The following is a 14,694-nucleotide window of genomic DNA, read 5'->3' on the forward strand; positions in this document are numbered from 1 at the left end:
GCCTTGGCCTGGCGCGCGGGGGCGCGAGCGGCGGGCGCGGGCGGGGCGGGCGGCGGGGCCTCGTGGACCGGGGACGGCGTGTGGGCCTTGCGCGCCGGGGTTGCCAGGCCTTCAAGTTCTGGCTGGACCAGCAGTTCGTCCTCGTCTTCGGCGAGGGCGGCCTGGGTGTTGGACCGCGCAGCGGCAGTCTTGGTCGTGCGGGCCTGCGCCCGGGCGGATTCACCCGAGGGGAAGGTCAGGATGGCTGCGGGGCGGGTAGGCAACTTCGGAAGCGGCATATGCGTCACTCTCCTGTTTGGGCCGGCTATAGCGCCTGACGGGTTTCCTGTGCGGCTAACCGATGCTCTTGGCGGCTTGCAGGACTTCCTTTGCGTGGTTCGGGACCTTCACCCCGCGCCACTCCTGCACCAGCACGCCATAGGCGTCGATCAAGAAGGTGCTGCGTTCGATGCCGCGCACCTGCTTTCCATACATGTTCTTCTGCTTGATGACGCCGAACAGATTGCACACGGTTTCGTCGGCGTCGGAGATGAGAGGGAAAGGAAGCTCGTACTTGGCCTTGAAATTCTCGTGCGACTTCAGCGAGTCGCGCGAGATGCCGATCACGATCGCGCTGGCCGACAGGAAGTCGCCGTGCAGATCGCGGAAATCCTGGCTTTCGGTGGTGCAGCCGGGCGTGTTGTCCTTGGGGTAGAAATACAGGATCACCGCCCGTCCCTGGCACTGTTCAAGGCTGATGGGGCCTATCGTGCTTTCGGCGGTGAACAGCGGGGCGGGTTTGCCTATGCTCGGCGTCATTGACTGGATGCTCCATTGGGCGGGATGAGGGCGACGACCACGCGCCGTCCCTCAGCCATCAGGATGTTGTAGGTGCGCGAGGCGGCGTGGGTATCCATCGTTTCCACGCCAATGCCCACGGCCAAAAGGGGACGTAATACTTCAGGGCGCAGGAACTGTTGCTTGCCGCCGGTGCCTACCAGCAGGACTTCGGGCGCGTTGGCCGGCCGGCTGGGCGCGGCTTCCGGGGCATCCAGAAAATCCAGGGGGTTGCGGGCGGGCTCGGACAATCCGGCTGCCTGGAGCAAGAGGGAGGAGGTAATGTCGGCCGGCGACTCAACGGGCCAGATGGTCACTTCGCCTTCGGGGCCAAAAGCGACCGAGGAGGAAAAACGTACCTGGTTGACCTCGATATAACCGTCGCCGTAGGCGGTGACAGTGTTAAGAGCGGCCGTCGCAGGATCGGTATGCAGCTTCAATAAAAACTCCGGCTATACGTGCTTGATAATAGCGCATCGGACACGGCGCATGTTGCAACGTATCCACGAGGGAAAAGGGGCTTTTTTTGCCCCATTTGCCGCCCAGGCGTCGTTGCGCTAGATTACAGGGTTTTGCTGCGCTGCAATCGTGTGCTGGCGCGGTTCTAAGCCCCTTTCCCCTTCGCGCGACCGCGCCCTGGTCTTTTTGCCTTTTCGCCCCTAAGGATTCCCATCATGAGGAAGTTCTCTCGCATTGAGCGTTTGCCCCCGTACGTTTTCAACATTACCGGCGAGCTCAAGATGGCGGCGCGTCGGCGTGGCGAAGACATCATCGACATGTCGATGGGCAATCCGGATGGGGCGACCCCGAAGCACATCGTCGACAAGATGGTGGAGGCGACCAGCCGTCCCACTACCCACGGCTATTCGGTGTCCAAGGGCATCCCGCGTCTGCGCAAGGCGATCTGTGACTGGTATCAGCGCCGCTACGCGGTCGAGTTCGATCCGGACTCCGAAGCCATCGTCACCATCGGCTCCAAGGAAGGCCTGGCCCACCTGATGCTGGCCACGCTGGACCGCGGCGACACCGTGCTGGTGCCCAATCCCAGCTACCCGATCCACATCTACGGCGCCGTCATCGCCGGCGCCAACATCCGTTCCGTGCGCATGACGCCGGGCGTGGACTTCTTCGAGGAACTGGAACGCGCCGTGCGCGAATCCATCCCGAAGCCCAAGATGATGGTGCTGGGCTTTCCCAGCAACCCGACCGCGCAGTGCGTCGACCTGTCGTTCTTCGAGCGCGTGGTCGCGCTGGCCAAGGAACACGACATCCTCGTGGTGCATGACCTGGCCTACGCCGACATTACGTTCGACGGCTATGTGGCGCCGTCCATCATGCAGGTGCCCGGCGCGCGCGATGTCGCCGTCGAGTTCTTCACGATGAGCAAGAGCTACAACATGGCGGGCTGGCGCATTGGCTACATGGTCGGCAACCGCGAACTCGTGAACGCGCTGGCGCGCATCAAGAGCTATCACGACTACGGCACGTTCACGCCGATCCAGGTGGCGTCCATTGCCGCGCTGGACGGTCCGCAGGACTGCGTGAACGAAATCGTGGCGCAGTACCAAAGCCGCCGCGACGTGCTCGTGCGCGGCCTGCATGAAGCAGGTTGGAATGTGGAAATTCCCAAGGCGTCCATGTACATCTGGGCGCAGATCCCCGAACCCTACCGGGCGATGGGCTCTTTGGAATTTGCCAAGCGTGTCCTGTCGGATGCGAAAGTGGCCGTGTCCCCCGGGATCGGCTTCGGCGAGTATGGCGACGAATACGTGCGCTTCGCTCTTATCGAAAACGAGCAGCGCACCCGCCAGGCGGTGCGCGGCATCAAAGATATGTTCCGCAAGGACGGTCTGCTGAAGTGAATGACGCCCACCCCCGCAGCGCTGCGCGCTTCCCCCTCTAGGGGACATGCCTGCGGACCGGCGGAGCCGGATCCGCGGCATCCCGATACGGGGCGACCGCTTTCTTGCGTCGGGGGTGCTGCGAGGCATCACTTGGCATTATGGAGAACTGAAATGAATTCCCCTCAACGCCCGCCCGCAGAGGGCGGCGCGATGAAACCCATGAAGGTGGGCCTGCTTGGTCTTGGCGTGGTTGGTGGCGGCACGTGGACCGTGCTGTCCCGCAATGCCGAGGAAATCGCCCGCCGCGCCGGCCGCCGCATTGAAGTCGTCCGCGCCGCCGTGCGCGATGTGGAAAAGGCGCGCGCCCGCGTGGGCGATTCCATTCTGGTCGACACCGATGTGCGCGCATTGGTGCGCGATCCTGAAATCGACATCGTCGTCGAACTGATCGGCGGCGACACGCTGGCCCGCGAGCTGGTGCTTGAAGCCATCGCCAACGGCAAGCATGTCGTCACGGCGAACAAGGCGCTGCTGGCCAAGCATGGCAACGAAATCTTCGCTGCCGCGTCCGAACGCGGCGTGATGGTCAACTTCGAGGCCGCCGTCGCCGGTGGCATTCCGATCATCAAGGCGATCCGCGAAGGCCTGACCGCCAATCGCATCCAGTGGGTGGCCGGCATCATCAACGGCACCACCAATTTCATCCTGTCCGAAATGCGCACGCGCGGCCTGCCGTTTGCCGACGTGCTGGCCGAAGCCCAGCGCCTCGGCTACGCCGAAGCCGACCCCACGTTCGACGTGGAAGGCGTGGACGCTGCGCACAAGCTGACGCTGCTGGCCTCGCTGGCATTTGGCGTGCCGGTGCAATTCGACCGCGCCCACATCGAAGGCATTTCGCAATTGGCCGCCGAAGACATCGAGCATGCCGAGCGCCTGGGCTATCGCATCAAGCTGCTGGGCATCACCAAGCGTCGTCCCGATGGCATCGAGCTGCGCGTGCATCCGGCGCTGGTGCCGTCCGAACGCCTGCTGGCCAATGTCGAAGGCGCGATGAACGCGGTGCTGGTCAAGGGCGACGCCGTCGGCCCCACGCTGTATTACGGGCAGGGTGCGGGCGAAGAGCCCACCGCCTCGGCCGTCGTGGCGGATCTCGTCGACGTGACGCGTCTGCACACCGCCGATCCGGGCAACCGCGTGCCGCATCTGGCCTTCCAGCCGGACGCCATGTCGGACACCCCGATCCTGCCGATCGAACAGGTCAGCACCTCCTACTATCTGCGCCTGCGCGTCGACGATCAGCCCGGCGTGCTGGCGGACATCGCCCGCATCCTGGCGGACCGCGGCATTTCCATCGGTTCGATGATCCAGCAGCCGTCGCACATCGGCGGCGCCGACATCATCTTCCTGACGCACGAGGCAGTGGAAGGCAACGTCAACCAGGCCATCGAGCGCATCGAATCGCTGCCGTTCGTGCGTTCCAAGGTGACGCGTCTGCGCGTGGAGAACCTGACCTGATGAAGCCTGGCTCCCGCGCAAGGGAGTCTGGCCCATCGTGGAGCCATTGATATGAAATACATCTCGACGCGCGGCGGCATGGCCCCGCTGGAATTCTCCGACATCCTGCTGGAAGGCCTGGCGCCCGACGGCGGGCTGGCCGTGCCGCAGACGCTGCCGCAGGTTTCCGCTGAAACGCTGGAGCCCTGGCGCGGCCTGTCGTATGCCGATCTGGCCTTCGAAGTGCTGTCGCTGTTCGCCACGGACATTCCCGCGGACGACCTGCGCCGCCTGACCCGCGCCGCCTACACGCCTCAGATCTTCAGCAGCGAGGACATCGTTCCGCTGCGTCCGCTCGACGGCGGGCTGTCGTTGCTGGGCCTGTCGGAAGGTCCGACGCTGGCGTTCAAGGACATGGCCATGCAGTTCCTCGGCCAGGTCTTTGAATACGTGCTGGAAAAGCGCGGCACCACGCTGAACATCGTGGGCGCCACCTCCGGCGACACGGGTTCGGCGGCGGAATACGCGCTGCGTGGCAAGAAGGGCGTGGCGGTGTTCATGCTGTCGCCGCACGGCCGCATGAGCGCCTTCCAGCGCGCGCAGATGTACTCGCTGCAAGACGAGAACATACACAACATCGCCGTGCGCGGCGTGTTCGACCAGGCGCAGGACATCGTCAAGTCGCTGGCCGGCGACCTGGACTTCAAGAACCGGTATCGCCTGGGCGCCGTGAACTCGATCAACTGGGCGCGCATCGCCGCCCAGGTCGTCTACTATTTCCACGGCTGGCTGCGCGCCACCGAGCGCGCCGGACAGGAAGTGTCGTTTGCCGTGCCGTCGGGCAACTTCGGCAACATCCTGTCGGGCCACATCGCGCGCCGCATGGGTCTGCCGATCCGCCGCCTCGTGCTGGCCACGAACGAGAACAACGTGCTGGAAGAATTCTTCCGCACCGGCATCTATCGTCCGCGTCCCGCCGAGCAGACCTACGCCACGTCCAGCCCGTCGATGGATATCTCGCGCGCCTCGAACTTCGAGCGCTTCGTGTTCGACCTGGTGGGCCGCGATACCGATCGCGTGAAGGCCCTGTGGACGGCGCTGCCGCGCGATGGCGCGTTCGACCTGTCCGACATGAAGGACCAGTTCGAGTCGCGTTATGGCTTCGTGTCGGGCGCCAGCTCGCATATGGACCGTCTGGCAACGATCCGCGCGTTGTATGACGCCACCGGTGTGCTGGTCGACCCGCACACCGCCGACGGCGTGAAGGTTGCGCGCGAATTCGTCGAGCCGGGTGTACCCATGCTCGTGCTGGAAACCGCGCTGCCGGCCAAGTTCTCCGAAACCATCGAGGAAGCGCTTGGCCGTCCCGCGACGCCGCCCGGCAACCTCGCGGACCTGGAATCGCTGCCGCAGCGCGTCGAGGTCATGGACTGCAACGAAGCGTCCGTACGCCGTTTCATCGAGGCGAACGCCAAGGTGTAAGCACGCTTGCCGCTTGTATACAGTTGCAACCCCTCGCAGGCGTGCCTTGCGAGGGGTTTTTGTTTATTGGGGTCGGGGCCGATTACGTTCTTAAGCATTTTGCCCACAACCCGACACGATTTCGGGGAGCGATTCGGATAGAGTGAAATCACCTATTCAACACTCGGAGAACACGACCATGAACCTGAAGACCATGACGTTGGCCCTGGTGATGACCGGAGTTGGAGTGCTTGCCGGATGCTCGTCGCCCTCGGTTATCAACCAACGCGACGGATCTTCGACCGTAGCGCCCGACGAGCCCGAATACGACAAGAAGTCGGGCATGTATGAATACGAACAGAACGGCAAGAAGGTGCAGATCAACAAGGACGACGTGAAGTCGATCGAAGAGGTCAAGTAAGCCAGCCTGACCGTCTGCACCAAGCAAAAGCCCCGGCCGATGGCCGGGGCTTTTGCATTGTTGCGGAACGAACGGGCGCGGTTTACTTGCCCGCGTCCTCGGCGTGGTAGCGGCCCACGCGTTCGACTTCGTTCTTGGAACCCAGAATCACGCTCACGCGCTGATGCAGCTTTTCGGGCTGGATGTCCAGGATGCGCTGCGTGCCGTTGATGGCCGCGCCGCCCGCCTGTTCGATCAGGAAGCTCATGGGATTGGCTTCGTACATCAGGCGCAGCTTGCCGGCCTTGCCGGGTTCGCGCGCGTCCCACGGATACATGAAGATGCCGCCGCGGGTCAGGATGCGATGCACGTCCGCCACCATCGAGGCGATCCAGCGCATGTTGAAATCCTTGCCCAGCGGGCCGGTCGAGCCGGCGAGGCAGTCGTCGATGTAGCGCTTGACCGGCGGGGCCCAGTGCCGCATGTTCGACATGTTGATCGCGAATTCCTTGGTGTCTTCCGGCACGCGGATGTTCTCGTGCGTAAGCACCCACGAGCCCATTTCGCGATCCAGCGTGAAGCCCACGACGCCGTTGCCGATGGTCAGCACCAGCATCGTCTGCGGGCCGTAGACGGCGTAGCCGGCCACCACCTGCTTGTTGCCCGGCTGCAGGAAGTCGTCCTCGCAGACGGGGGCGCCCGACACATCGTGCGGCGCGTGCAGCACCGAGAAGATGGTGCCGATGGACACGTTCACGTCGATGTTCGACGAGCCATCCAGGGGATCGAACAGCAGCAGGTATTCGCCCTTGGGGTAGCGGTTCGGAATCAGGTGGATGGTTTCCATCTCTTCCGAGGCCATGGCCGCCAGGTGGCCGCCCCATTCGTTGGCTTCCAGCAGGATCTCGTTGGACAGCACGTCCAGCTTCTTCTGGACTTCGCCCTGGACATTTTCGCTTTCCAGGCTGCCCAGCACGCCACCCAGCGCGCCCTTGCTGACCGCATGGCTGATCGCCTTGCAGGCGCGTGCCACCACTTCGATGAGCAGCCGGACTTCCGGCGCGAGGGCTTGGGCAGAGCGCTGTTGCTCCACCAGGTATTGAGTCAGTGTTTTACGTTTCAAAAGGATCTCCCTATGCAGCGAATTCTAAAGCCTTGGATACGATTTCCTGTACGTTGCGCGACAGGCCGTCGTGCTGGCGCACTTTTTCAAGCGCGGCCTGCATCGGCGCGCGTAGCGCGGGGACGAAGCGCGACCAGTTGTCCAGCGCGCGCGCCAGACGCGCGGCAATTTCCGGATTCAGCGCGTCCAGCGCCAGCACCTGCTCGGCCCAGAACGCATAGCCCGATCCGTCCGGATGGTGCATGCCTCGGGCATTGTTGAGGCAGAACTGGAAAATCAGCGCTCGGGCGCGGTTGGGGTTACGCAGCGTGAAGGCCGGGTGCTTCATCAGCTCGCGAGCGGTCTGCACGGTCGTGGAGCGGGCAGCCGCCTGCAGCGCGAACCACTTGTCCACCACCAGCGGATTGGCGCTCCATTTCGTGTAGAAAGCGGCCAGCGCCTGCTGCGGGAACTCGCCTTGTCCAAAATTGATCAGGGCGGTCAGCGCGGCCATGCTGTCGGTCATGTTGCCGGCGTTTGCATATTGCTGTTCGGCCAGGCGCTGGGCCTCGGGCTCGCCGGCGGCCATCAGGTGGCTGAGCGCCAGATTCTTCAGGGCGCGCATGCCAGCGGGAATCGGGGCGGGGCTGTATTCGCCCGGCGTCTGGTTTTCGTCGAACGCGCGGCGGAATTCGGCCTGGAGTTGACGGCCGAGTTCGGCGCGCAGGAAATCTCGCGCCACGGCCAGGGCGGGCGGATCCACCTGCTGCATGCGTTCGGCGAGCGTCTTTTCCGAAGGCAGGGCCAGGGCGCGCGCACGATACGCGGCGTCCAGCGCGGCATCGGTGAGCAACGCGCGCCACGCGTCGATGAAGGCCGCGTCCGCGTGCAGCGTGAGGCCAGCCTGGTGGGCGTCGGCCAGCGCCAGGATCTGGCGGGTGGCCAATTCCTGGCCGGCTTCCCAGCGCGCGAACGGATTGCCGTCGTGCGCGGACAGCAGCGCCAGTTCTTCGTTGGACCAGTCGTAGTCCACGATGACCGGCGCGGAAAAGTCGCGCAGCAGCGAAGGCACGGGCCGTTCGGCGATATCCTCGAAGACCCATTGCTGGCTTTGCGTCGTCAGTTCCAGCAGGGCAGTGTCCACGACGGCGCCGTCAAGGCGCAGCGGCAGCGCATGGCCGTCGCGGTCCAGCAGACCGATCGCAAAGGGAATGTGGAAGGGCGCCTTCACGTAGTCCGGGCCGGCCTTCTTTTCGACGCCGACGGGCGGGCAGGACTGGGTCAGCGTCACCGTGCAACGGCGCGCGGCGGCGTCGTGATCGAGCCTGACCGCAACGCGCGGCGTGCCGGCCTGCCGGTACCAGCGGCGAAACACCGACAGGTCGCGGCCGGGATGCTGGTTCACGTAGACGGATTCCATGGCAGCGACAAAGTCGTCACACGTGACGGCCTGGCCGTCGTGGCGGCGGAAATATTCGTCCATGCCCGCGCGGAACCCGGCCTCGCCCAGCAGCGTGTGCTGCATGCGGATGACCTCAGCGCCTTTCTCGTACACGGTGGCCGTATAGAAGTTGCCGATCTCCTGGTAGCTTTCCGGACGGATCGGATGCGCCATGGGACCCGCGTCCTCGGGGAACTGTGCGGCGCGCAGCGCCACGACGTCATCGATGCGCTTGACGGCGCGCGCGCTGGCCGCGGCTTGGGCGTCCATGTCGCGGGCCATCATGTCGGCGCTGAATTCCTGATCTCGGAAAACCGTCAGGCCTTCCTTCAGGCTCAGTTGGAACCAGTCACGGCAGGTGACGCGGTTGCCGGTCCAGTTATGGAAGTATTCATGCCCGATGACCGATTCGATACCTTCGTAGTTCGCGTCGGTAGCCGTCTGCGGGTCGGCCAGCACGTAGGCCGCGTTGAAGATATTCAGGCCTTTGTTTTCCATGGCTCCCATATTGAAGTCATGGACGGCGACGATCATGAAGCGGTCCAGATCCAGTTCGAGCCCGAAGCGGCTTTCGTCCCAGCGCAGCGAACGCACCAGCGAATCCAGCGCCCATTCCGTCTTGGTTTCGGAACCCGGGTCGCTATAGACCTGCAGCAGCACATCGCGGCCGCTGACGGTCTTGACCGTGGTTTCACGATGCGTGAGGTTGCCCGCCACCAGTGCGAACAGATAGCAAGGCTTGGGGAACGGATCCTCCCATTCGACCTCGTTGCGGCCGTCGGGCAACTGACGCGAGGCGATCAGGTTGCCGTTGGAGAGCAGCACGGGATAGTCGGGCTGCGCGCGCAGCGTCACGCGATAACGCGACATGACGTCGGGACGGTCGGCAAACCAGGTAATGCGCCGGAATCCCTCGGCCTCGCATTGCGTGAAGAAATTGCCGCCTGACACATACAGGCCCATCAGCGTGGAATTGGCGGACGGCTTGCAGCGGCTGACGATTTCAATGGTGGCGTCGGCGGGCAGGCCCCGCAGCGTGAGCGTGTGTTCGGACAGCTGGTAGCTGGCGGCGGGCAGGGGTTCGCCATTCACGCCTACCGACACGAGTTCCAACTCTTCTCCATCCAGGATCAGGGCGGCGTCGGCGCTGGCTTCAGGCCTGCGCTGCACGTGCATCGTGCAGCGCACTTCGGTCGCGTCGGGCGCGAGGTCGAAGGCGAGGGCGACTTCGGGAATTTCGTAGGGGTAGGGCTGGTAATCCTTGCGGTAAACGGTAACGGGCGTGTCGGTGCGCATGGGATTTGCAGTCCTGTATGAACAAGAAGGCTATTGTAGTGGCTGGCCGGTGAGCGGAACCTTGGGCTTACGGGCTAGCCTGAAAACTTTTGGCAAGCGCTTATGTCAAAGCTCGTTATGATGGCGCCGTCGCGCACAGAGGAGTCGCAAATGTCCAGGTCGTCTTGGTTCAGCAGTCTAGGCCGGTGGGCCGGTATTTTTGCCGTGCTCGGGGCGATGACGTTGACGGGCTGCGCCGCGCCGACCGTTTCGGCACGCGTGACGTCGTTTCAGCAATGGCCTGCGGCTGTCGAAGGACAGACCTACCAGTTTGTTCCCGCCGACCCGTCGCAAATCAATAATCTGGAATATCAGTCCTTCCAGGATATGGTGCGCGCAGGTATCGGCGCCACGGGCCTGGTCGAGGCGCGCCAGGGTGTGAAGGGCCGCTTCGAGGTGTCGTTCCGCTATGGCAGCTCGCAGACTCAGGTGATGGTGCGCCGTCCGTACGATCCGTATTTTTATGGCGGCTATGGCGGTTTCTATGGGCCGGGGCCCTGGGGCATGGGGGCGGGATTCTGGGGGCCTGACTGGGTGGACGTGCCCATGGTGGTGCAGCGAAATTCTCTGTCGCTCTTCATTCGCGACACCCAGCAGGGCGGCGCCGAGGTTTACCGCTCGACCGCCTTCATATTGAGCGAGCGCGACGATTTGATTCGCACCATGCCCTATCTGGTGCGGGCCATATTCGACAATTTCCCGGGCAATAATGGCGCTGAACGCGAGATTCAATTCCCCGCGCGTTGAGCAAAAAAGGCGCCCCGCTGCGCCTGTCTAAAACAAAAACGGCGCACCATGATGGTGCGCCGCTTTTATTTCTTACTGAAGAATAGGTTTTATTCCTTGATAAGAAAACTCTCGCGAGTCGCGCCGCCGGCCTCTTCAGCCGCGAGCCAGCGCGGCGCCTTGCCGCGGCCGCTCCAGGTTTCGCCGGTTTGCGGGTGGCGGTACTTGGGCGCCACTGCGCGCTTGGCGGCGCCGCCAGCTCGGGCGGGGGCGCTGGCCTTGCGGCGGCCACCCGTGGCAGCGCGGGCGGGCTTGCCGGCGCCATACGCGGCGATGATTTCTTCGGGCGTAATGTCGTACTCGCGCATCGACGTGATGATGGACGTGATCACCGGCTTGCGGCGCTTCGTCTGGAGGACTTCCGCCTTCTTTTGGAGCTTGTTGATTTCCTTTTCGATCTTTGCTTGCAGAGCTGCGTAGGTTTCTCGGGCCATGGTTTTATTCCTGATTATGGAACTGCTTTAATCGCCGGCGAAGTTATGTTTATTTGTTGTGCCTCGCATAATACAGAATTTAAGTCCGCGGATCGCTATTGTCAGACTAATTACTTTGTATCAAAAGGGCCGGAAGGCTTATCGCTTGCGGGTCACCGCAATTTTCACAACATGGGAAGCAATATCTTAAATTTGGGACAAACTGAAACAAGCGCCTGCTTGGCTTACGGGTTTGGCTCAAAATCGCTAATTGTCGGACAACCGCAAAAACGGCGTGGCGACTGGCTGAATCGGCCGCGTGCAACCAGACGAAGGGAACTATCCACGCGTGTTCGTCGTCAATAGCCGAGCGCTCAAATGCGTGCTGAATTTGTCGCAAACGCACGCGTTATACATTATGGCTTTGTGCCCCCACTGCAGTGATATACCCCTGGAACAACTGTGTTCCGTCCCCCAGATTTCATTTTGTTGTCAGGTCGTACGACAAGGTCGAAATCGCTCGGCAGCAATTCAGCCTGAGCGTAATTGCTTAACTTGGTACTTAACTTGATACGCAGTATGCCGCCCCCATCTATATGGGCGAGATAATGCGGGACCATTTTGTCCCGCGTGGTGTGCTCCATTTGCCACTGCGGCGTGCCGTGACTTTTGGTGTGGGCCGCGACGCCGGGCCCGTGTCGGCGGTACGATACGGTCTTGAGCGCCATCACGCGCGTGCGCGGCCCCGGTGCCGTTCCTGAACTGAGCCTATGAAAATCATTGATCCCGCCATTGCTTCCCTGGCCACCGCCAAATCCCTTCTGCTCGACCCCTGGGGTCTGACCGAAGCGGACATGGCGCGGGCACTGGGTGAAATCTTCACCCACAAGGTCGATTACGCCGACCTGTACTTCCAGTACACGCGCAGCGAAGGCTGGAGCCTTGAAGAAGGGATCGTCAAGACGGGCAGTTTCTCCATCAGCCAGGGCGTGGGTGTGCGCGCCGTAAGCGGCGAAAAAACGGCATTCGCCTATTCGGATTCCCTGTCGCCCGAGGCGCTGCTGTCGTCGGCGCACGCCGTGCGCGGCATCGCGCGCCGCGGCGCCGGCAAGGTCAAGGTCGCCGCCCACGTCGAGGCCGAGATCGGCCGCAGCCTTTATGCGGACATCGACCCCGTTGCCAGCCTCAGCGCGCCTGAAAAGGTCGCGCTGCTCGAGCGCATCGAGCGCATGGCGCGGGCGCGCGATCCCCATGTGATCCAGGTCATGGCCGGCTTGGGCGCGGAATATGACGTGGTGCTGGTCGCGGGTAGCGATGGCCGTCTGGCCGCCGACGTGCGCCCGCTGGTGCGCTTGTCGCTCACCGTGATTGCCGAACGCAATGGCCGTCGCGAGATGGGTCATGCGGGCGGCGGCGGAAGGTTGGGCCTGGCGTACTTCACCGACGAGATGCTGCAGGGTTATGTCGAGCGCGCGGTGCATGAAGCGATGGTCAACCTTGAGGCGCGTCCGGCGCCGGCCGGCGAAATGACGGTTGTCCTGGGTTCGGGCTGGCCGGGCATCCTGCTGCACGAAGCGGTCGGTCATGGCCTGGAAGGCGACTTCAACCGCAAGGGATCCAGTGTCTTCTCCGGCCGCATCGGCGAGCGCGTGGCGTCCAAGGGCGTCACCGTGATCGACGACGGCACGATTCCGGATCGCCGCGGCTCGCTCAACATCGACGACGAAGGCAATGCCACCCAGCGCAATGTCCTGATCGAAGACGGCATCCTGCGCGGCTACATGCAGGACACGCTGAACGCCCGTCTGATGAAGACCGCCGCCACCGGCAACGGCCGCCGCGAATCCTTCGCGCATCTGCCCATGCCGCGCATGACCAACACTTACATGCTGGCCGGCGACAAGCCCGCCGACGAGATCGTGGCCTCGGTCAAACGCGGCCTCTATGCCGTCAACTTCGGCGGCGGCCAGGTCGACATCACCAACGGCAAATTCGTGTTCTCGGCGTCCGAGGCCTACATGATCGAGGACGGCAAGGTCACTTATCCGGTCAAGGGCGCCACGCTGATCGGCAACGGCCCCGACGCCATGAACCGCGTCACCATGATCGGCAACGATCTGCAGCTCGACTCGGGCGTGGGCACCTGCGGCAAGGACGGCCAGAGCGTGCCCGTCGGCGTCGGCATGCCAACGGTCCGCATGGAAGGCCTGACGGTCGGCGGCACGGCCTGACGAGATAAATGGGGGCGGCACGCGGAAAAAATCCAGCGTGACGCCTTCAAAAAACTGTGCTAGAGTCGGTCCCCATGAAATTCGCGTCCCCCGCCTTTTATTTTTATTTTTTTGGTTTTCTGAAGCCGCTGGCGGAGGAAGGGACGCGCTCAATCTGAAGTTTGGAAAGAATCCCCCCAAAAAAGCCGCCAGCGAATCTGGCGGCTTTTTTTATGCCGCCGTGGCGGGCAACCCAGGAGCAGTACCGTGTCGCACAACACCGATGACCTTCGTATTCGAGAAATCAAGGAACTGAATCCGCCCTCGCACGTGATGCGCGAGTTCGCCTGCACCAAGGAGGCGTCCGAGACTGTCTTCGCCGCGCGGCAAGGCATGCACCGCATCCTGCACGGCATGGACGATCGCATGATCGTCGTGATCGGCCCGTGTTCCATCCACGACACGCGCGCCGCCATCGAATACGCCAAGCGTCTGAAGCCCGTGCGCGACCGCCTGAGCGCCGACCTGGAAATCGTGATGCGGGTCTATTTCGAGAAGCCGCGCACGACCGTGGGCTGGAAGGGGCTCATCAACGATCCGGACCTGGATGGCAGTTTCGACATCAACAAGGGCGTGCGCGTGGCCCGCGAACTGCTGCTGGATATCAACAGCATGGGTCTGCCGGCGGGATGCGAGTTCCTGGACATGATTACGCCGCAGTACATCGCGGATCTGGTCTCCTGGGGGGCGATCGGGGCGCGCACGACGGAAAGCCAGGTGCACCGCGAGCTGGCGTCGGGCCTGTCGTGTCCGGTGGGATTCAAGAACGGCACCGACGGCAACGTGAAGATTGCCGTCGACGCGATCAAGGCGGCGTCGCAGCCGCACCATTTCCTGTCGGTGACCAAGGGCGGCCATTCGGCCATCGTGTCCACCGCGGGCAACGAGGACTGCCACGTGATCCTGCGTGGCGGCAAAACGCCGAACTACGATGCGGCCAGCGTGGACGCCGCGTGCCAGGACGTGTCCAAGGCCGGCCTCGCGCAGCGCATCATGGTCGATGCCAGCCACGCCAACAGCAGCAAGAAACCGGAGAACCAGTCGCTCGTCGTCGAAGACGTGGCGCGCCAGATGGAAGCCGGCGATGCGCGCCTGGTCGGCGTCATGGTGGAAAGCCACCTGTTGGGCGGCCGTCAGGACATGGTGCCCGGCCAGCCGCTGGTGTACGGCCAGAGCATCACCGACGGCTGCATCGACTGGGATGCCTCGGTGGCCGTGCTGGAGCGCCTGGCGCAGGCCGTGCGCGAACGCCGCCGCGTTGCGCTCACGTCCGGCAAGTAATTCGGGCAAGTGTTTCCGGCACGAGATTCCGGAAAGTGAGGGGGATTCGCG

Annotated in this window: 12 protein-coding genes and 1 pseudogene; 7 read left to right on the forward strand and 6 right to left on the reverse strand. The window is 63.4% G+C overall.

Going from position 1 to position 14,694, the window contains the following annotated elements; genetic code table 11:
- The 3 genes and pseudogenes from AC6LJW_RS24955 to AC6LJW_RS24965 all read right to left on the reverse strand — a co-directional run.
- A pseudogene (locus AC6LJW_RS24955) lies at nt 1-278 on the reverse strand (PhoH family protein); the annotation flags it as partial.
- 55 nt (nt 279-333) lie between these two features.
- Nucleotides 334-798, reverse strand: a complete 465-nt coding sequence (locus AC6LJW_RS24960; RefSeq protein ID WP_056567320.1) for a peroxiredoxin — start codon at nt 796-798, stop codon at nt 334-336.
- Nucleotides 795-1,256, reverse strand: a complete 462-nt coding sequence (locus AC6LJW_RS24965) for an Mth938-like domain-containing protein (protein WP_056567314.1) — start codon at nt 1,254-1,256, stop codon at nt 795-797. Before AC6LJW_RS24965 ends, AC6LJW_RS24960 begins: the two co-directional genes overlap by 4 nt.
- 234 nt (nt 1,257-1,490) lie before the next feature.
- On the opposite strand from AC6LJW_RS24965, the gene alaC reads away from it, so the two are divergent.
- The 4 genes from alaC to AC6LJW_RS24985 all read left to right on the forward strand — a co-directional run bounded on the left by alaC (nt 1,491) and on the right by AC6LJW_RS24985 (nt 6,036).
- Nucleotides 1,491-2,678, forward strand: coding sequence for an alanine transaminase (gene alaC, locus AC6LJW_RS24970; protein ID WP_056567313.1), 1,188 nt, complete (start codon nt 1,491-1,493; stop codon nt 2,676-2,678).
- A 192-nt stretch (nt 2,679-2,870) separates the two neighbouring features.
- A complete protein-coding gene (locus AC6LJW_RS24975) occupies nt 2,871-4,175 on the forward strand; it encodes a homoserine dehydrogenase (RefSeq protein ID WP_056567311.1) in 1,305 nt (434 codons plus the stop codon).
- Between the two features lie 51 nt (nt 4,176-4,226).
- Entirely contained in the window at nt 4,227-5,636 is a 1,410-nt protein-coding gene (gene thrC / locus AC6LJW_RS24980; protein WP_498088511.1) for a threonine synthase, read from the forward strand.
- 178 nt (nt 5,637-5,814) lie between these two features.
- Nucleotides 5,815-6,036 carry a YgdI/YgdR family lipoprotein gene (locus AC6LJW_RS24985; protein WP_056567306.1) on the forward strand — a complete coding sequence of 74 codons (222 nt, stop codon included), beginning with the start codon at nt 5,815-5,817 and terminating at the stop codon, nt 6,034-6,036.
- Between the two features lie 82 nt (nt 6,037-6,118).
- Here AC6LJW_RS24985 and AC6LJW_RS24990 read toward each other — a convergent pair whose 3' ends face one another.
- Entirely contained in the window at nt 6,119-7,138 is a 1,020-nt protein-coding gene (locus AC6LJW_RS24990; RefSeq protein WP_056567303.1) for a class 1 fructose-bisphosphatase, read from the reverse strand.
- Between the two features lie 10 nt (nt 7,139-7,148).
- A complete protein-coding gene (gene pepN, locus AC6LJW_RS24995) occupies nt 7,149-9,854 on the reverse strand; it encodes an aminopeptidase N (RefSeq protein ID WP_498088513.1) in 2,706 nt (901 codons plus the stop codon).
- Between the two features lie 150 nt (nt 9,855-10,004).
- On the opposite strand from pepN, the gene AC6LJW_RS25000 reads away from it, so the two are divergent.
- Nucleotides 10,005-10,640: a DUF4136 domain-containing protein gene (locus AC6LJW_RS25000; RefSeq protein ID WP_056567298.1), complete on the forward strand. Its 636-nt coding sequence runs from the start codon at nt 10,005-10,007 to the stop codon at nt 10,638-10,640.
- 89 nt (nt 10,641-10,729) lie between these two features.
- Here AC6LJW_RS25000 and AC6LJW_RS25005 read toward each other — a convergent pair whose 3' ends face one another.
- Nucleotides 10,730-11,113, reverse strand: coding sequence for an H-NS histone family protein (locus AC6LJW_RS25005; protein ID WP_056567295.1), 384 nt, complete (start codon nt 11,111-11,113; stop codon nt 10,730-10,732).
- 749 nt (nt 11,114-11,862) lie between these two features.
- Here AC6LJW_RS25005 and tldD point away from each other — a divergent pair.
- Together tldD and aroG are read left to right on the forward strand one after the other, a co-directional pair.
- Nucleotides 11,863-13,323 (forward strand): metalloprotease TldD, encoded by a 1,461-nt coding sequence (tldD, locus tag AC6LJW_RS25010; protein WP_105238023.1) that lies wholly within the window; start codon nt 11,863-11,865, stop codon nt 13,321-13,323.
- A gap of 246 nt (nt 13,324-13,569) precedes the next feature.
- Complete coding sequence (gene aroG / locus AC6LJW_RS25015) at nt 13,570-14,643, forward strand: 3-deoxy-7-phosphoheptulonate synthase AroG (protein ID WP_056567293.1); 1,074 nt, start codon at nt 13,570-13,572, stop codon at nt 14,641-14,643.
- Nucleotides 14,644-14,694 lie beyond the last annotated feature (51 nt).

Source organism: Achromobacter sp. 1012554356 (assembly GCF_059760815.1).

Bases quoted from the DNA above. Each gene is read 5' to 3' on its own strand.
- AC6LJW_RS24975 (WP_056567311.1), top strand. From the start codon at position 2,871: ATGAAACCCATGAAGGTGGGCCTGCTTGGTCTTGGCGTGGTTGGTGGC.
- tldD (WP_105238023.1), top strand. From the start codon at position 11,863: ATGAAAATCATTGATCCCGCCATTGCTTCCCTGGCCACCGCCAAATCC.
- AC6LJW_RS24960 (WP_056567320.1), bottom strand. From the start codon at position 798: ATGACGCCGAGCATAGGCAAACCCGCCCCGCTGTTCACCGCCGAAAGC.
- alaC (WP_056567313.1), top strand. From the start codon at position 1,491: ATGAGGAAGTTCTCTCGCATTGAGCGTTTGCCCCCGTACGTTTTCAAC.
- pepN (WP_498088513.1), bottom strand. From the start codon at position 9,854: ATGCGCACCGACACGCCCGTTACCGTTTACCGCAAGGATTACCAGCCC.
- AC6LJW_RS24985 (WP_056567306.1), top strand. From the start codon at position 5,815: ATGAACCTGAAGACCATGACGTTGGCCCTGGTGATGACCGGAGTTGGA.
- AC6LJW_RS25005 (WP_056567295.1), bottom strand. From the start codon at position 11,113: ATGGCCCGAGAAACCTACGCAGCTCTGCAAGCAAAGATCGAAAAGGAA.
- thrC (WP_498088511.1), top strand. From the start codon at position 4,227: ATGAAATACATCTCGACGCGCGGCGGCATGGCCCCGCTGGAATTCTCC.
- AC6LJW_RS25000 (WP_056567298.1), top strand. From the start codon at position 10,005: ATGTCCAGGTCGTCTTGGTTCAGCAGTCTAGGCCGGTGGGCCGGTATT.